The organism is Pelagirhabdus alkalitolerans (assembly GCF_900096905.1).
Lineage (GTDB): Bacteria > Bacillota > Bacilli > Bacillales > Amphibacillaceae > Pelagirhabdus > Pelagirhabdus alkalitolerans.
This window is the reverse complement of the sequence record NZ_FMYI01000006.1, coordinates 108,576-125,704: the sequence shown is the minus strand read 5'-3', so window position 1 is coordinate 125,704 and position 17,129 is coordinate 108,576. Positions and strand designations below refer to the sequence as shown.

Genomic DNA, 17,129 nt, shown 5'->3' with positions numbered 1-17,129 from the left:
CAAGCAAGAAAAATATAAGCGAAATAATCATGACTAAAACACCTAAAAAAATGAAAATATGCCCAAATAAACGAGTGAACTCCTCTCTATCATGCTTTTCTTTCTTAAAACCAATGACTAAATCCGCCATTTGATATCTTTGAATCAGATAGCCCAAGATAAAAAAATTAAACCAAACAGTCCAAATATAAAATAAGGCAATTCATCACACCCTCTCATACTCTGAAAAATCTACACTACTTGAAAAATGCCTACACGTGTATAGTAATAAAACCTGTTGAGCTTGGTAACTAATAATCAATCATGTCTCATTAATACCTAAAATCACAGAGTACTAAAACACGGTACGTTAGCGCTTATGTAGAGCGCAAGTCTCATTAATACCTAAAATCACAGAGTACTAAAACACGAATATAAGCAAAAGACTCTGTCACAATGTCTCATTAATACCTAAAATCACAGAGTACTAAAACTGTATTTCTGTTTAGGTTGATTACGTTCACGTCTCATTAATACCTAAAATCACAGAGTACTAAAACTTGGTTTGTAATAGAATCCCTTCGTCTCCAGTCTCATTAATACCTAAAATCACAGAGTACTAAAACCTTCTTTATCGTCAACCGAGTAATGCCATGGGTCTCATTAATACCTAAAATCACAGAGTACTAAAACTATTATGTAAGTATTTAATTGTTTCGACTAGTCTCATTAATACCTAAAATCACAGAGTACTAAAACCTGTGATATCTGATTCGCTGATTGTTGTTGGTCTCATTAATACCTAAAATCACAGAGTACTAAAACCACGTACACTTTTTCTACCCATTTTGTCATGTCTCATTAATACCTAAAATCACAGAGTACTAAAACCGTAAGCCTTATCGTTATCTTTCTTACTTAGTCTCATTAATACCTAAAATCACAGAGTACTAAAACGCCCTTTAGCGATTAAGTAGCCATTTTCACGGTCTCATTAATACCTAAAATCACAGAGTACTAAAACGTTACAATTGCTTTCTTCCGGGGAAATTTCGTCTCATTAATACCTAAAATCACAGAGTACTAAAACAGGCTTATTTCAGAGACTTCTTCGGCGGTGGTCTCATTAATACCTAAAATCACAGAGTACTAAAACTCTGATTATCTGCAAGAAATGCGCCATGCGGTCTCATTAATACCTAAAATCACAGAGTACTAAAACTTGTTAGTTCCGATTATCCATAGGCCAGAGTCTCATTAATACCTAAAATCACAGAGTACTAAAACGCAGATGATAACTGGCGACTGGTCAGGTGCGTCTCATTAATACCTAAAATCACAGAGTACTAAAACTGATTTCGGGCGGAAGCCCGTAGCGAAGGCGTCTCATTAATACCTAAAATCACAGAGTACTAAAACTCTTTTCGTAGCTGAATCTCTGATCTTAACGTCTCATTAATACCTAAAATCACAGAGTACTAAAACCCATGTCTGTATACGTGATTTGGTCTTTTAGTCTCATTAATACCTAAAATCACAGAGTACTAAAACACACTCGGTGAACGATATGCTCATTATAGTGTCTCATTAATACCTAAAATCACAGAGTACTAAAACTGACCCGAATCTACCAATATCTTATGAAAGGTCTCATTAATACCTAAAATCACAGAGTACTAAAACGCATTTCCTCAATAACAACCGACTGTTCTCGTCTCATTAATACCTAAAATCACAGAGTACTAAAACTGACATCGCTCACTTCCACCCAGCTCCAACGTCTCATTAATACCTAAAATCACAGAGTACTAAAACTCATCATGCGTTTGATGTAAATAGTTACGCGTCTCATTAATACCTAAAATCACAGAGTACTAAAACTTACAAGGAATGGGTGATCATGTCATTGCAGTCTCATTAATACCTAAAATCACAGAGTACTAAAACAAATTGAATTATGTAGAACCCCCTATACTAGTCTCATTAATACCTAAAATCACAGAGTACTAAAACCATGTCGGCGACTCAAAAGAGGGTTGGACGGTCTCATTAATACCTAAAATCACAGAGTACTAAAACACCGACTGGACCACTCATGCCTAAAGCTCCAGTCTCATTAATACCTAAAATCACAGAGTACTAAAACAAATTCTAGCTTCTAAATAAAGCGGTGGATGTCTCATTAATACCTAAAATCACAGAGTACTAAAACCTTTTCTAACTGCTTTTAAAGAAGCAAAACGTCTCATTAATACCTAAAATCACAGAGTACTAAAACTGTTTTCAACTAAGAAAAGGTGCGTCCCAGTCTCATTAATACCTAAAATCACAGAGTACTAAAACATCCGCAAGAGAGTTTAAAACAAGCTGAATGTCTCATTAATACCTAAAATCACAGAGTACTAAAACCCAAATATGAACGAGCTTGATAATAAGTACGTCTCATTAATACCTAAAATCACAGAGTACTAAAACCAAGTTTCTTTCATTATCCGTCCTAGATGAGTCTCATTAATACCTAAAATCACAGAGTACTAAAACTCAATAGCGAAGAGATTCAAGATAAAATAAGGTCTCATTAATACCTAAAATCACAGAGTACTAAAACGCATATTATGATAATTAAAACCTATATCTTGTCTCATTAATACCTAAAATCACAGAGTACTAAAACAAATCCAGTTTAATATCTTCTAATCGTTCTGTCTCATTAATACCTAAAATCACAGAGTACTAAAACCTCTAATGAAAATATATCATAAATTTTCATAAATGAACATGATGTACTTATATACCGGAGCTTCAATCTCCTGCTCCTGTAATTCAAAAGTGAATCTTAATTTTAGTTTGTACATTATGAACGAGAATACATACAGATCAATTGATTTAAACAAATGGATATCTGCGTCTTGATAATTTGACACAAGTGGATATATTTCGATTAAATCAATATACTTGTGTACAATCTTCACTAAACTTTCTATTAATTCATCTTGTTCATAAATAGTAGGAGCTTCCCATTCCATATCATTTATTAATTGTTGATTAAACAGTTGTTGATTGCGCGAAAAATAATTTAGTCCTCTATATTGACTAGATAAAAAAAGCTTTGATTTGGTAAGCACAATAATTGGAACATCAGCTGATAAGTGATTTAACAATTCACGCATTTCTTTTTGTTCACCAGGACTTAAATAATTTTCAGGATAAGTAAAATAAATGATTGTTGGTGTGCTAACTGTTTCTTTAATATGATCTGTTAAAATTGGCAATATTTTATTATTTTGTCTTAATACTATATTGCAACTCGTTTCATCTGTTTCATCTTCCATATTTATCGAAATCAATTTCATCAAGCTATCAAAGTTAAATGGGTTAGTACGTAAAGGAAGATCTAATGGTACTCGTTCAACCAAGTCATCTAATAATGAGTTTATTGTATTTAAATAACCCTCGGCTTCAACATCTTGTTTTAACTCGTTTTTTATCTTTGATTTTAATAATGCCTTTGATCCTAACTTCAATTCTTCAATAACCTGTTCATTTGATAAATGAATTATTTGATAATGTTTAGTAGATAATTCTTCATACTCTTCATCAATATCATAAACCTTTAGATTGTCCTTTAATTTCGATCGAGGTTGAAAATATTGCAGTAAATTATCCAATAAAGAATATTCATCTGTTGTGCTGTTAGTATAAATTGATGAGTATCCATTTATATTTAAATCATACTGCAGTTGTTCTTCTCTTATGTGCCATTGGAATTCCATTTTAATCCTCCACGTATATGATTTAAAACTCAATGGTTCGATTTTCTCCTAAAAGCGCAATGTTTTTATCTTCATTTCCTACTAAAATCTTCATTTTTTCAAACTGCTTTTCTGTAATAATAATTGCTCTTACGTGTCCCTCTTTTGGTAAATAACGTTTCACTAAATTGATTGATCCTTGTGCAGCTTCTTTATTAATACAAGATTTAATATAGATTGAATATTGGAGCATGAGAAACCCTTGACTTATGAGCTCTTTACGGAATTTTGAGTACGTTCTTCTTTGCTTTTTCGTTTCAACAGGTAAATCAAACATGATCATGACTCTCACGAACCTAAGACTCATATATTCTTAAATTATTTATAGATGGTAGTTTTAATTTGTTTGAATCACCTGTTTCAAAAAATTCCAAAATTGAGTCAATAGTCAATTCAATCGCACGAATTACTGTTTGTATTTTTTGATTTATCTCTACTTTTGCATGTAACAAATTAATCAGATTTAAACGATACTGTTTTGTTAAATACTCTTCAGGAGGGAATCGCAAAACATAGTAGTCTACTATTTGACGAAATGGTTCAATAATATCGGAGGCTAAGTTGTGCGGATTTCTAGCTCCTTTATGATGAATACCCAATCCTGAAATCAGTCCTTTAGCAACGACTGTACGAGCAATTGCTGAATGAAGAATGGAATACCCATAGTTTAGTGCAGCATTTTCAATAAATGTATCATCACTTCTAGAGTAATCGCTTTCAAAAAAGCTATTAAAGTAAACTCTTGCAGCCTGACCTTCCATATTTTCTTTATCTCCTGGGGTTATTACATCCGCTAAGTCTCTTACTTTTTTGATTCGATCAAAATCAACACTAACTCTTTGCATAACTATAGATTGATTTATTAATTTCCTGTGTATAATTTGTTGCCACAATTTATCTTTAGTTTCTTCTTGCCAAGCCAGCTGGCGCATCATCTGCTGATGATGCGTTGCATGACCTGATACTGGTTGAACGACACATTCCGGGAGATATTTCTGATTACATAATACTACTAAAATATTATGCTTAGACATTTCAATCATTAATCGGCTTGTCAACTTACATGTTAAGTCTTCTATAACAATCGCAAATATATCTTTTAAAGGAACTCGAACATCATCATCAGACCGTCTGACACGTAAATTATCCAACTGCAGAGAAAGTTGATCGACTTGATTTACGTGAATAATACGCCACCCCATTATTAGCCTCCTAATTATTTTGAGTATTTCATTTTTAGTTTTTCATTTTCATTTATAAAATATTGTCCAAGGACATCCACATTGAACTTTTGAAAATCAGTAACACTTTTTTTTATAGTTGGGGCTATTCGATCATTTTTAATTTTTTCTTTTTTACAATAATCTTTATAATTATACTTGATTGTATTTAATTCAACCCTATTTGTTGAATCATTGTTCACCCCAATCAATCGATAATATTCTCCTTCTAAACGTAAAACATCATTTTTGTATAAGCTAAATAAAAATTTGAAACTTTCATCAATCTTTTTTGATTTCAACTTATTTTGATAATCTTCAATATTAATGACATACTCATTACCTTGCTCCTTCAGATCGTTATATCTAACAGTAACAAATTTATATTGACTTCCATTACTATAAACATCCATCCGGTATGGTTTTAATGATTTCTTAACAACTTTCTTATCATAAACAGGGTATTTATAAGATTGATCTCTATGTTCTTTTAATTTAGATTCGTAATATTTCAAACTTTTGACGATGGGGCCATTCCCTTTTTTACTATACTTTTTTAAATAGCCCCCCTCTTCTTGCCAGTACTGATGAAGTGGATTTTTTGCTTCTGAATATTTTTCAATAATTGATTCAAGTTTCTTAAATGTTTGGGGATCATGATGATACATTAAAAATTGTGACGGATCTTTTTTGTATTTTTTCACTAAATTTTCTGCATCTTTTGAATTTTTATCATAGATATTTTTTAATTTGTTAATTACATACTCTTCGTCATTACGCTTACGAGTTGAGTATAATGTATCGTCCATTAACTGACGATTTGGCTTCATATCAACTCTGTGCGAGTATTTGTAATCCGAATAATTTTTAATTTGTTTTACTTTATTGATTTTCTCAGTAAAGAAAGCATTGAACTCTCCCTCTTGTAAGATTTCCCCTGTTTCGACATCTACCATGTGCCCCTGATTAAATATTAAGTTTTGAGACTTAAATACTTCTTTAGTTTCAAAAATATGATTAGCCATCGCACAAATTAGAGCGTCTTCAGCATGGTGTTTGAAATCGGCTCCACGATCTTTATTTAAATCCCATAGTTTTCTAAGGTAGTTTGTGAATGAGCCGTTAATTGATTTAACTTTTACAGACTTTTCATTTGCAGTAAAGAACGTTTTTAAAGTTGTCATAATTTCACGAGTAGCATAACGAGTGTCTACTAAATTACGGTTAATAAACTCTTGCTGAACGTCATATTTATTGATATCTCGCTCTTCTAGTAAATACTCTTTTTTCTTCTTTGACATTTTGTTTGGTGACTTAGCTAATTGAAGCACTGAACTCTTATAATGATCATATGAAATCACACCTCTTCCACTGGATAGATATTGAAATGGTGTTTGATTAGATTTCTTCTGATTTTCATCTTTATAAACAAGTACTTTATTATTCATTGAATCATCGAATGAGACAGATCGAGGGATAATATGATCGATTTCAAATAGATAAGGTTTATTAACTAAAGTATTTATTTTAATTGAATTATTTGAATACATACATAAGCCGTCCTGTAAATGCCATAGTTTCAACATATTAAACAAACCCTTTGAAGCATCAACATCAAGCGCTTCTAGTTTTTCTCTTATCTCTTTATTCATTTTTTCATTTTTGTTTTGTAGATCATTTAAAAATTTCTTTCTATCATCACTATTTTTTTCTCTCGCTAATTCAATTACAATCTCAGATGGATAACCATATTTTTTGATAATGGCATTTATAACGCGGATTGTTTGTGTAAATGCACGTTTAACGACTGGGGATAATATAAAATCATCGATTTGCTTAGTGGGAATGTAAGTACGTCCCTCAAAATTAACTTTTTTAGGTTTCAAACCTTGCTCAGTTATTATTTCCATTTGATTTTTTGAGGTTTCTAATAATTCAGGTAATAATAAATGAATCATTTTTAAGCTCAAACTGTGCGTTTGGGTATAATTAAGTTGAGCTATCTGCAACAAATCTGATTTTGGTATCTTTAATTCAAGTTTCTCTAAACTATCAAATTTATCAGATGGCGATTGATACATTGTTACAATTTCAGCGATTTCGTCAAGCTGATCAACATTTTCTAATAGCTGACTACTATCATTAATAGACTTTATATCATGATAGACCTTCAGTGTTGTAAAGGTTGGTTTACCATTTTTAGTGATTCGATACCCTTTTATATCGTGTTCCTCAATATCCAACGACTTAGCGACACGTTTCAAGGTCGGGTTTTTGTATTTTTTGAAAACTTGATCAATTAAATGAATTTTTTCATCATATGTGAGTTTGGTATTTTCTTCACGATTCAGTGACAAATTATTTAAATCATTCAATAAGTTAAACAACTGTGCGGAGTAAGATTCTTTAACGGCTCTTAACTCCTCAGGGAAATAGCTACATCGCCCCATCATTTGTTGATACCATTTTTCGATATCTTCATCCCAACCAAAAGGACTCCCTTTTCCTGGCCCCTCATAATACTCTCTTCTTGTTTTTAACAATTCTATGTACTTATCGATAAAGTCTGTCGTAATCTCATTGTGGTGTTTTTGCTGTGTATCTAACAATTTCTTCGCTTCTTTTACATAGTCCTCCGTTTTAAAACGATTGGAGTGACCTCTTATCTCCCCTTTTTCTTTAAATCGATCGAGTTGGAGTTCGCATACATATCGATCTTTTAATAATTTCTCATTTTTTAAAATTTGATCTTTTGTGGATAATTCATTACCTGAACTATCGTCTTCTTCTACTTCGATGTTGTGAATACCTCGGCGCTTGGCTAAGTGAATAAGAGCAATGGCGATCTCATCTTTTGTTAGAGGGTGATAGAGTCCCTTAGATCTTATCGTATAGGGCTTTGTTGATGTTGGTATTTCTCTTGACTGAATAATGTTACTTTGTTGGAGTAATTCTTTGAGGCGGTCTAAGCGGTGTTGTCTACGGCGTAACAAACGGCGAGTCGAACGGAATGATCTTCTTCCCTCATTGTTTGATGGATCTGCTTCTGGAAATAGACGCACGCCAGCATCAATTACATTTCGATCTTTATCAATCAATCCCCATCCAACCGAACCAATTCCTATATCTAATCCTAAAATGAAAAAATCGTTTTTATTTGACATAGTTCATTCCTCCTCTACATTTCTCCTTATATTATACTATTTACCTTTAGTGTTTTCTATCATTTTACAAAAAAACAATAAATTTTCTTGTTGTTTTTATCACTTGACATAGAAAAATCCCCTTTCAATTGAAAGGGGATTTTAGATCCTAAAAAGGATCAATTCCGGCATGTAGCCTTATTTTAGTAGGTTCCATGCTCTTAGGTATTAATACAGCCCGTCGGCTATATTTGAGACAAATTAATAATATCACGCTTACATAATATGAGTCAACCTTTTTAACTATTTATTTACCATAATATTAGTCTATCCTATTATTTGCTTTTTCTGATTTATAAAAATAGTGTATAATGCTAACAGTTATCAATCATCAGAATGGAGGTTTAAACATGGAACAACAAGATTACCGATTTAAGATCGCACATCGTGAAGCCTTGATTGGCGTTGGACTTGCCTTATTTAATTTTGTTTGGTGGTTCGGCTTTGCTTATGGTTTGGGCAGTCAAGATGTGAGCGATTATCAATATGTGTTTGGTTTTCCTGCATGGTTTTTTTATAGTGCCATCGTCGGTGTCGTCATCATGGCGGTTCTTGTCTTTATTGTCGTCAAATTCTTTTTTGTGGATGTTCCATTTGATGAAGAGGTGGAGGATGCGTCATGAACATACAAGCAACGATTACGTTATTTAGTTCTGTAATTGCTATTTTTTTTATTGGATTTATCTTTAGTCGTAAAAAAACGAATGATGCTAGTTTTATCCATGATTATTATTTAGGTGGAAGAAGTCTTGGTGGCTTCGTTTTAGCGATGACGATGACTGCCACTTATGGTAGCGCTAGTAGTTTTATAGGTGGGCCTGGTGTTGCCTACAACGAAGGTTTAGGCTGGGTATTACTAGCTGTTACACAAGTCGCAACAGGGTATTTCACTTTAATGATCTTAGGAAAAAAGTTCGCGATTGTTACAAAGCGTTATAAGGCGGTCACGATGGTCGATTTTCTTAAAGAACGTTATCAATCGAAAGCCGTCGTCTTACTTGCTGCGTTTAGTATTGTTATCTTTCTTTTCTCAGCAATGGCTGCCCAATGGATAGGTGGTGCAAGATTGATTGAGTCGTTAACGGGACTTTCATATCACGGTGCGCTATTTATTTTTGTTGTAACAGTCTTATTATACGTGACCTTCGGAGGATTTCGTGCCGTGACCTTAACGGATTCGATCCAAGGAAGCATCATGTTTATTGGAACATTAGTGCTCCTTATTGCTGTTGTCATTTCTGGTGGCGGGGTCACGTCAATCATGAATGATTTAAGAGAGATTAACCCAAACTTAATTACACCTTATGGGTCTGAAGGGCAGCTAACTGCAAGCTATGTGTCGTCATATTGGATCTTAGTTGGAGTTGGGGTTGTGGCGCTCCCTCAAATTGCTGTTCGGGCCATGAGTTATAAAAGCACAAAATCATTCCATCGTGCACTGATTATTGGAACGATTGTAGTTGGTTTTATTATGTTAAATATGCATTTAATCGGTGTTTTTGCCCGTCCAATCCTACCAGGAATTGAAGTTGGTGATACAGTCATGCCTGAAATTGCCGCCCATGTGTTACCACCTTGGTTAGCAGGCTTAATTCTCGCCGCACCACTCGCTGCGATTATGTCGACAGTTGACTCATTACTTTTACTTGTTAGCTCGACGATTGTGAAGGATGTCTATATTAACTATATTAATCCTGACGCTTCTCGACAATTTTTGAAAAAAATGAGTATGACCATTACCGCTTTACTAGGGATTGTTGTATTCTCAATGGCCGTTCAACCACCAGAACTCATTATTTGGTTAAATTTATTTGCGATTGGTGGTATGGAATCAGCATTCATGTGGCCAATTATCATGGGGCTCTACTGGAATAAAGGGAATAAATACGGTGCTTTAGCATCGATGATCGCTGGTATTATTTCTTACATGATCCTCGATACAGCAGGGTTTGAGCCATTAGGTATGCATCATGTTGTGACATCGATTGTGATTGCGTTTATTTTTTATGTCACCTTTAGTTTGTTCTTTCAAAAGCGCATTCGTTCTGCATAACCTACAAAAAAGCCGACCTCTCATAAGAAAGGTCGGTTTTTTTAATGTATTCAATCCTGGTTGAATACAATCTTTTGCGGCGCAGCACCGTTGCCACATACAACGTTTGGATGTGCGCGACTTATGCAAACAGCTCATCGCTCTCATACTATAGCATGTACAAAGACAAATAACAATCTTTTTTTAAGTTTCTTGGTCCTGTTGATAAGATTGTTTTGCTTTTTCTGACGCTTCTTTAACAATTGTCTTTAGTTCATCTTCATTCACTTTTTCAATATAATACGCTTCAGCTGCTTTTCCCATTGCATACGTGCCAGAGTAGGCAATCGTGCTTGAAATGACACTACCTGAACCAGGTAAGATCAGGTTTAAAAATTTACTGCCTTGTTGGGCGATCATACGAAAACTATACCCCATTGCACCGACACCACCTAAACTTAAAACAAAATCTTTTGCTGTTGATTTCGATACTTCAGCGCCGCTTAAATAAGCAATAAACGTCACAAGGACAATTTGTAATGGAATTAGAACCGACATATCACTGACCGGAATAGGAGTCAAGGCCACCGTGGATGCTGCAACAGAAAAGGCTTGAATAAGTTGCTTTGTCATTTTTTGAATAGCACGTTCGATCCGTGCCGACATTAAAAGATGGATCGACGCTTCAGGTTGTAAGTTTTGTTCGAAAAAATCAATCAACGCATCCATGTTGTATCGGCCATCAAAAGTAATCGATAGTTCCCGTTGTTCAGTTTCTGTTAGTGTGTGTGGTTCAAATGAATCCCATTCAATATAGGCTGATACAGGTATAATCGCTTTACTATCTACATCAAATTGATCAATCAGTTGCTCGACTTTTTCGACTTTATCATTTATATGTTGATGTTTAATAGCCGGGTACTCACTAGGATTTTTAATTCTTGCCGGCTCCAAATGATCGACATGCGTTAAGACAGTCACAAGTGGGATTGGCGCGTTCGCTTGCTTTTGAAGATACTGAACAGCCTTAAAATCATTATCCATATGCGCACGCTCAGTAGCATTCATGACAAAAAGCATCGCATCTGGCTGAAATGTTTCAATCGCTTTAACGAGATCTTTTTCAGCTGAAGTTTGGCTTGTTGAAACCGACTCAGCGATCCCTCTTGTGTCCATGACCTCAAACAATGTCTCACCATCAGATTCATACGTGTATGACTGTACATCCTTCGTCCCTATTTCAACCGGTGATGTTTCTGCCAAGTATTGACCAAAGATTGCATTGATTAAACTGGATTTTCCAACGCCTGTTCTTCCTACTAAAATTAAACGAGGTGGACGTCTCGAACGTATTGATTCCATTAATGACTCCAGCTCTTGATTATGAAAAATTATTTTTTCTAGTTGCTTTTTAGCTGCCTGTGGCATTTTGACAGGTAGATGTTCAATTAAACCATCAACATTCTCATATAGATCAATTAAACGCTCAAGGCGTTTATCAAGTACTCTTTTTTCCATATTCGCACCACCCTTTATTAAATTGATCATATCACATTTTACTGAATTAATCTGTCAATAAAAATCGAGCTTTGCTAATTGGTGAAGCATTCTTGATTCATCTGTGAAGATAAGTGATTCTTTTGATGATTGAATAATCCGATCATTTCCTTTCTTTCGTTTTTCATGTGATAATTGTAGTAAGGTATAAGATTTTATCCGTTCAATAGCTTTTGCTTCTTCCATTAATTCACGCTGATCATCTTCGTCTTTTACAAATGAATAGTAATAAATCTCGCCCTTTTGATCACCACTTAGGTAGCGAATGACACCCAAACCCAACCCAATCGCATCTTTAATGGATAATGGAACATCTAATTGATAGAAAATCACAGGTTTTCCTTTCTCTTGGATCGGTGTCGGAACCACGTAAATTGAGCTGTCTTTTGACATTTGATTCATGATGTAAGCAAATGTATCCATTTGAGAACGAAATCGACTGATCGTATAGGTATCAATATTTAAATAATGATCGATTGATCCTTTTATTTCATCTGGTGTCATCGCTAAAAATGACAACACCTCAAAATCGCTGTTTAATTGATCTTTCGCTCCAAATTCAACATTTTTTATGTAGTCATACCATTCTTTTTTCATCACAACACGTCCTATTCTTGTTTGTCTAGTATTTAATGATCACGAGTCATATATTTATAACTTAAGAACCATTACATATATCATAGTTATATATAACCTTTTTAGGACATGTTGAAAAGTCTTTTCTCAATAAAACGATCTATTTTTGTGTAAATGATATAATTTTTAGAAGAAGAGGAGTGATAAAATTGTTACAACTACAGCCAAAATGGGCCAAAACCATTGATTCTAATGATTTAACTTTTTATGAAAACTTATATGAGAGATTACAAGACCAAACACTTAAATCCAAAGCTTCTATCTCATCACCACGTTCATTCTCGTTCACACCATTAGTAAAAGCCTTTAATCATGAAGAAAAACTCCTCATTATTTGTTTTGTGACTAATATGAGTGATGAACCACTCGATCTAATTGATGTGCCGATTACTTTTTATGCTGAAGAACACTCATTGCAAACAGACGTAACGATTGACCAACTTAACTTAGATGCTGGAAATACAACGCTCTGGACGCTTATTTTTGAAAACCATCCTTATGAAATCAAAAAACAGCCATCATTCTTGTTTGAATGATGGCTTAATCTTCATCTTTCACATCTAAGCTTTCTGGAATTGGCTCATTTAAATAAGCCTGTATCTCACGTCGAATGCGCTCCATTTCTTTTAAATGGGTATCGAATTGTTGGGTGTTGATGAGTGGTACTTGGTTGTAGTACACAACTCGAATTTTATTTTGTAAAATCAATTGACGCAGTTTTGTTTCATCAATTTCCAAATAACTGGCCGCTTCTTCAATCGTCACGTACATTATACATCTCTCCTAACTCAGTTTGAATGACGACGGTTCATCTGACGTATAAGATACATATTCATTTGTAATCGGATGGTCAAAGGCTAAACTATATGCATGAAGGCCCAGTCGTTTAATGGGATTTGTTTTAGCGCCGTATTTTTTATCCCCAACAATCGGATGCCCTATTGAAGCTAATTGGACACGAATTTGATTTTTTCGACCTGTTTCTAACTGCACTTCGAGCAAGGATTGCTTGTGGGCACGCTCTAACACCTTAAAATGTAAGATCGCTTCTTTAGCACCTTTAGGTGAATGGGATACATACACTTGGTGGGTCTTCGATTCTTTTAACCACGAACGAATCGTTCCTTCATCTTTTTCCACATGACCTTCCACTCTCGCTAAATAGACACGTTTTTTGACACGCTCTTTCCACTCAGACTGAAGAATGTTTTTCGCCTTGGCAGATTTGGCAAATACTAACAATCCAGATGTATCTCGATCTAATCGATGGACGATGTAAATACGATTTTTGGGGTGTTTCGCTTTAACATACGCGTTTAACATACGATAAGCCGTTTTTTCATCTGCCATCTTGTTCGTGCTCATCGTTAAAAGTCCCGCTTCTTTATTGACGACTAAAATATGATCATCTTCATGGATCACTTCAAGCCCTTGTAAGGGACTCGGTTTACCGCTCTCGGTTTTAATTTCAATGACTTGTCCCTTTTTTAATGGATAATTATGTTTTGTGATGCAGTCCTGATCAACATACACTTGTTTTCGTTTTAAAAAAGCTTTCGTTGCATTGCGCCCCTTCGGACTTTTATCAAGTAGAAATTCTAATAACTCTGCTTCTTCTTCAACGATCCACTTCATTTTGACTTTCCCACTCTCGTCTTAACAAACTATAGACACAATGGTCAACGTACTGACCTTGAATCATTTCTGCTTCTCTTAAAACCCCTTCTTCTTTGAACTGAAGTTTTTCAGCAACACGTCGACTCGGTTTATTATAAAAAGCAGCCTTTAACTGAATTCGATTTAAATTAAAATGATGAAAACCGTAATCAATGATCGCTTGTGTCGCTTTTGTTGTAATCCCTTGGTTCAAATAAGGTTCAGCGATCCAATAACCAATTTCGCCCGTTTTATTTGTATGATCTAAACTATTAAATCCAACTAACCCACATACAGCTTCATCATATAACAATACCACGACAAACGATTTTTCTTCTGCGTTCTCGATGACTGTTTCATTGACAAATTTCCTTGTGTCATCTACTTTATACGTGTAATCGACAAACCCTAAAAATTCACGCAAATGTTGACGTGATTGTGAAATTAAATCAAAAAGTTTATCAGCATCTCTTTTTTCTAATAGTTTTAAAGCAATTGAGTCTGTCACGTTGTAACGAAACATATCTTTCCCCACCTTTATTTGATTTTCTAGTTTGTTGCTTGTTCTAACAGTCTTGGGGCGGTGAATTTAATTAAGAGCGCACCAATAGGGGCTGTCACGACAATTGATAAAACAGCGAAAGCTAAAATCGTTCCACCTGCATCAACGCCACTTGCTAAAGGGATTGAACCAATGGCAGCTTGAACCGTTGCCTTTGGCATATAGGCAATGACACAAAAGAGGCGTTCTTTATACGATAGATTGCTTCCCATTGTTGCGACCATCGTTCCAACACCACGGCCTACTAAGCCGATTAAAATGACAACTAAGCCGACTAACCCCGCTTCAAATGCAACTTCAAGATTCACTTCAGCCCCGACTAATGTAAATAAAATAATTTGAGCGAAGATCCATGTGCTCGCGAGTTGTCCAGAGAAAAATGCAGATTCTTTAGGGATTTTCTCAAGTAGGACAAAACCAAGCGTCATCACACCTAACAGACTCGCGATGCCAATCCATTCCCCAAATTCATAATACAAAATCGCTAAACTTAAGATTAACACCATTTTTTCCGTTTGATGATCAAATAGTGCTTTCCATTTAAAAACATAAATTAATAAAAAGGCGATAATAGCCCCACCTAAAACACCAAAAATAATGCTAAACGGGATATTAACAATTTCTAAGAAAACATTCGTATTTCCTGTTGTTGTGCCTAACCCTAAAAAGAATGTAAATAATGTAATCGCAAATACATCATCAATAGATGTTCCTGTTAAGAGTAAGGTTGGTACTTGTTTGTTTTCCCCGAGCCTCGCTTCTTTAAGTTCGAGCACACTTGGGACAACAACAGCTGGCGAAACAGCCGCTAAAACAAAGCCAAGCATACCCGCTTCTGCAAATGAAAAACCGAGCCAGTAATAAGCAATAGCAAGTACGGTAAAGCCTTCTAATAAACAAGGGATACTACTAATTTTAGCAACCAACACGCCGACTTTCTTTAGTTGTTGACGTTTAATCCCAAGACCTGCTCGTATTAAAATTACAATCAGCGCAAAACTACGCAAATCCTGTGACACGAGTAATAAGCCATCATCTAAAACATCCATGGCATAAGGACCGACAATGACTCCAATAACTAACATACCTAAAAGTCCTGGTAACTTAAAAGCAGATACAACTTTTGCCATGATAAATCCTAACAATAATAATAAAGCAATACTTTCTAACATGCCCTTTCCTCCAAACTCGATATCAAACAAAACTGTTATTGTTTTTCATTTTTTTCTCTTTTGAGTCGCCTAACATATCGGATTACTTCTTTTACAACAATTAAGGTAAATACACTAACTATTAACTGATGAATGAGCTCACTTAAATCACCCATGATGAGGTAAGTGACTAAACCGAGCACATAGAATGTAATCATAAGTCCGTGCACAAGTTTCCAGTCAAATTGAGTCCATTTCATCGGTCATCACCTGAAGAATCTTTAAATCGCTTTTTTCGATGATAGTAAAAGAAATAACCTAAATTCACCAATCCGACGACTAACTGAAAGTAGAACAGTTGCGTCAGTTCTGTCCGAACGGGGTCGTGAAGTGGTAGGTCAGGCTCGAACAACATATAAATATTGACAGAAAACAACAAGGAAGCGACGAGTAAGTAAATAAAATACGATCTTTCTTTAAGCCACTTCCAAACCGTTCTAAAACGTGTCATAAAATCATCCTTTTATCTTTGCTTTCATTATTTTAACACAGAATGATCATGAGCACCTTAAACGAAAAAATCATTTATTTCGATAAATATTTCGTATTTTTATAATCGCTTTTCGTTTCCAGTGCCGTACGGCGTTTGCACTCACACCTTGTTCAAGTGCGATATCAACTAAGCGCTTACCCTCAACGATTTCACCAACAAACCAAAACCATTCATTTTTTGTTAAACAATTTCGGATGTCTAATATCCATTCCGTTAAATTATGATCGACGCATACAAAACTCATATCTTCTGCTCTCAGACATTTTTTGAACCGTTCTTCACTTTCTTTCATTTTACTATTTTTACGTATTAAGTCTATTAAGCGAAATTGCATTGTTTGATAAGCATAAGTGGAGAATTTCATGCGCGCTTGATCATAGGATGTACTTGCTTTCCATAATGTAATCGAAAGCTCTTGAAAATAATCGCCATCTGAATCACGAATATGATACTTATTTAATAAGTGATAAATCATCGGTTTAAAATCTTCTAATAATTGTGTAAAGGAGACTTCCATCTATTAAACTCCTGCTGAGTCGGTACCAAACTCTTGTTTTTCCGCGGTAAGACAAGCTTAAGTTAGGGCGATGGTTTTGTCATATGCCGTTTTTGAAATATACATGCCTTCTTCGACAACATATTTGAAAAACACTTAGCGAAACATTAATAACGGTGTCTAATACATCAATATTTTTCAAAAACGGCCTTTTAACTAATATGTTATAATTTAAACAATCTTAATTTTTAAAAGGAGCGTTCACTATCTTT

The 17,129-nt window shown here is 34.7% G+C and carries 16 protein-coding genes and 1 CRISPR repeat array; of the genes, 3 read left to right on the top strand and 13 right to left on the bottom strand.

From position 1 onward, the window contains the following. Positions 1 to 305 precede the first annotated feature (305 nt). Positions 306 to 2,719: a CRISPR direct-repeat array (repeat unit 36 nt; unit sequence GTCTCATTAATACCTAAAATCACAGAGTACTAAAAC). A gap of 16 nt (positions 2,720 to 2,735) precedes the next feature. The 4 genes from BLR62_RS08860 to cas9 are packed head-to-tail and all read right to left on the bottom strand — an operon-like array spanning position 2,736 to position 8,175. Further along, entirely contained in the window at positions 2,736 to 3,752 is a 1,017-nt protein-coding gene (locus BLR62_RS08860) for a hypothetical protein (RefSeq protein WP_090795972.1), read from the bottom strand. A gap of 22 nt (positions 3,753 to 3,774) precedes the next feature. After that, positions 3,775 to 4,068, bottom strand: a complete 294-nt coding sequence (gene cas2 / locus BLR62_RS08855; RefSeq protein ID WP_090795969.1) for a CRISPR-associated endonuclease Cas2 — start codon at positions 4,066 to 4,068, stop codon at positions 3,775 to 3,777. A 19-nt stretch (positions 4,069 to 4,087) separates the two neighbouring features. Next, positions 4,088 to 4,993, bottom strand: coding sequence for a type II CRISPR-associated endonuclease Cas1 (gene cas1, locus BLR62_RS08850; RefSeq protein ID WP_090795967.1), 906 nt, complete (start codon positions 4,991 to 4,993; stop codon positions 4,088 to 4,090). Between the two features lie 14 nt (positions 4,994 to 5,007). Further along, the gene (cas9, locus tag BLR62_RS08845; RefSeq protein WP_090795965.1) at positions 5,008 to 8,175 is read right to left on the bottom strand and encodes a type II CRISPR RNA-guided endonuclease Cas9; all 3,168 of its coding nucleotides are present in this window, start codon (positions 8,173 to 8,175) and stop codon (positions 5,008 to 5,010) included. 389 nt (positions 8,176 to 8,564) lie between these two features. Between cas9 and BLR62_RS08840 the strand changes: the two genes are divergently transcribed. Further along, positions 8,565 to 8,837, top strand: a complete 273-nt coding sequence (locus BLR62_RS08840) for a YhdT family protein (protein ID WP_090795962.1) — start codon at positions 8,565 to 8,567, stop codon at positions 8,835 to 8,837. Then, positions 8,834 to 10,267, top strand: coding sequence for a sodium/pantothenate symporter (panF, locus tag BLR62_RS08835; RefSeq protein WP_090795961.1), 1,434 nt, complete (start codon positions 8,834 to 8,836; stop codon positions 10,265 to 10,267). Before BLR62_RS08840 ends, panF begins: the two co-directional genes overlap by 4 nt. Positions 10,268 to 10,450: 183 nt before the next feature. Here panF and BLR62_RS08830 read toward each other — a convergent pair whose 3' ends face one another. Together BLR62_RS08830 and BLR62_RS08825 are read right to left on the bottom strand one after the other, a co-directional pair. Continuing rightward, positions 10,451 to 11,764 (bottom strand): GTPase, encoded by a 1,314-nt coding sequence (locus tag BLR62_RS08830; protein ID WP_090795958.1) that lies wholly within the window; start codon positions 11,762 to 11,764, stop codon positions 10,451 to 10,453. A gap of 54 nt (positions 11,765 to 11,818) precedes the next feature. Beyond that, positions 11,819 to 12,400, bottom strand: coding sequence for a hypothetical protein (locus tag BLR62_RS08825; protein ID WP_090795957.1), 582 nt, complete (start codon positions 12,398 to 12,400; stop codon positions 11,819 to 11,821). 188 nt (positions 12,401 to 12,588) lie between these two features. Here BLR62_RS08825 and BLR62_RS08820 point away from each other — a divergent pair, with 188 nt between their 5' ends. Continuing rightward, positions 12,589 to 12,975, top strand: coding sequence for an SLAP domain-containing protein (locus BLR62_RS08820; protein ID WP_090795954.1), 387 nt, complete (start codon positions 12,589 to 12,591; stop codon positions 12,973 to 12,975). A gap of 4 nt (positions 12,976 to 12,979) precedes the next feature. On the opposite strand, the gene BLR62_RS08815 is transcribed toward BLR62_RS08820, so the two are convergent. From BLR62_RS08815 to BLR62_RS08785, 7 genes are all read right to left on the bottom strand, one after another. Continuing rightward, complete coding sequence (locus BLR62_RS08815) at positions 12,980 to 13,210, bottom strand: hypothetical protein (RefSeq protein ID WP_090795952.1); 231 nt, start codon at positions 13,208 to 13,210, stop codon at positions 12,980 to 12,982. A gap of 12 nt (positions 13,211 to 13,222) precedes the next feature. Further along, a complete protein-coding gene (locus tag BLR62_RS08810) occupies positions 13,223 to 14,074 on the bottom strand; it encodes an RluA family pseudouridine synthase (RefSeq protein ID WP_090795950.1) in 852 nt (283 codons plus the stop codon). Beyond that, entirely contained in the window at positions 14,058 to 14,618 is a 561-nt protein-coding gene (locus BLR62_RS08805) for a GNAT family N-acetyltransferase (RefSeq protein ID WP_090795948.1), read from the bottom strand. Before BLR62_RS08805 ends, BLR62_RS08810 begins: the two co-directional genes overlap by 17 nt. Before the next feature lie 26 nt (positions 14,619 to 14,644). Then, a complete protein-coding gene (locus tag BLR62_RS08800; protein WP_090795945.1) occupies positions 14,645 to 15,829 on the bottom strand; it encodes a cation:proton antiporter domain-containing protein in 1,185 nt (394 codons plus the stop codon). Positions 15,830 to 15,864: 35 nt separating this feature from the next. Then, positions 15,865 to 16,068 (bottom strand): hypothetical protein, encoded by a 204-nt coding sequence (locus tag BLR62_RS08795; protein WP_090795944.1) that lies wholly within the window; start codon positions 16,066 to 16,068, stop codon positions 15,865 to 15,867. Next, positions 16,065 to 16,319, bottom strand: a complete 255-nt coding sequence (locus BLR62_RS08790) for a hypothetical protein (RefSeq protein ID WP_090795941.1) — start codon at positions 16,317 to 16,319, stop codon at positions 16,065 to 16,067. Before BLR62_RS08790 ends, BLR62_RS08795 begins: the two co-directional genes overlap by 4 nt. A gap of 70 nt (positions 16,320 to 16,389) precedes the next feature. Continuing rightward, positions 16,390 to 16,878, bottom strand: a complete 489-nt coding sequence (locus tag BLR62_RS08785; RefSeq protein WP_090795939.1) for a sigma-70 family RNA polymerase sigma factor — start codon at positions 16,876 to 16,878, stop codon at positions 16,390 to 16,392. Positions 16,879 to 17,129 lie beyond the last annotated feature (251 nt).

Bases quoted from the DNA above. Each gene is read 5' to 3' on its own strand.
- BLR62_RS08805 (WP_090795948.1), bottom strand. From the start codon at position 14,618: ATGTTTCGTTACAACGTGACAGACTCAATTGCTTTAAAACTATTAGAA.
- panF (WP_090795961.1), top strand. From the start codon at position 8,834: ATGAACATACAAGCAACGATTACGTTATTTAGTTCTGTAATTGCTATT.
- BLR62_RS08785 (WP_090795939.1), bottom strand. From the start codon at position 16,878: ATGGAAGTCTCCTTTACACAATTATTAGAAGATTTTAAACCGATGATT.
- cas2 (WP_090795969.1), bottom strand. From the start codon at position 4,068: ATGTTTGATTTACCTGTTGAAACGAAAAAGCAAAGAAGAACGTACTCA.
- BLR62_RS08795 (WP_090795944.1), bottom strand. From the start codon at position 16,068: ATGAAATGGACTCAATTTGACTGGAAACTTGTGCACGGACTTATGATT.
- BLR62_RS08810 (WP_090795950.1), bottom strand. From the start codon at position 14,074: ATGAAGTGGATCGTTGAAGAAGAAGCAGAGTTATTAGAATTTCTACTT.
- BLR62_RS08860 (WP_090795972.1), bottom strand. From the start codon at position 3,752: ATGGAATTCCAATGGCACATAAGAGAAGAACAACTGCAGTATGATTTA.
- BLR62_RS08815 (WP_090795952.1), bottom strand. From the start codon at position 13,210: ATGTACGTGACGATTGAAGAAGCGGCCAGTTATTTGGAAATTGATGAA.
- BLR62_RS08790 (WP_090795941.1), bottom strand. From the start codon at position 16,319: ATGACACGTTTTAGAACGGTTTGGAAGTGGCTTAAAGAAAGATCGTAT.
- BLR62_RS08825 (WP_090795957.1), bottom strand. From the start codon at position 12,400: ATGAAAAAAGAATGGTATGACTACATAAAAAATGTTGAATTTGGAGCG.
- BLR62_RS08830 (WP_090795958.1), bottom strand. From the start codon at position 11,764: ATGGAAAAAAGAGTACTTGATAAACGCCTTGAGCGTTTAATTGATCTA.
- BLR62_RS08800 (WP_090795945.1), bottom strand. From the start codon at position 15,829: ATGTTAGAAAGTATTGCTTTATTATTATTGTTAGGATTTATCATGGCA.
- cas9 (WP_090795965.1), bottom strand. From the start codon at position 8,175: ATGTCAAATAAAAACGATTTTTTCATTTTAGGATTAGATATAGGAATT.
- cas1 (WP_090795967.1), bottom strand. From the start codon at position 4,993: ATGGGGTGGCGTATTATTCACGTAAATCAAGTCGATCAACTTTCTCTG.
- BLR62_RS08840 (WP_090795962.1), top strand. From the start codon at position 8,565: ATGGAACAACAAGATTACCGATTTAAGATCGCACATCGTGAAGCCTTG.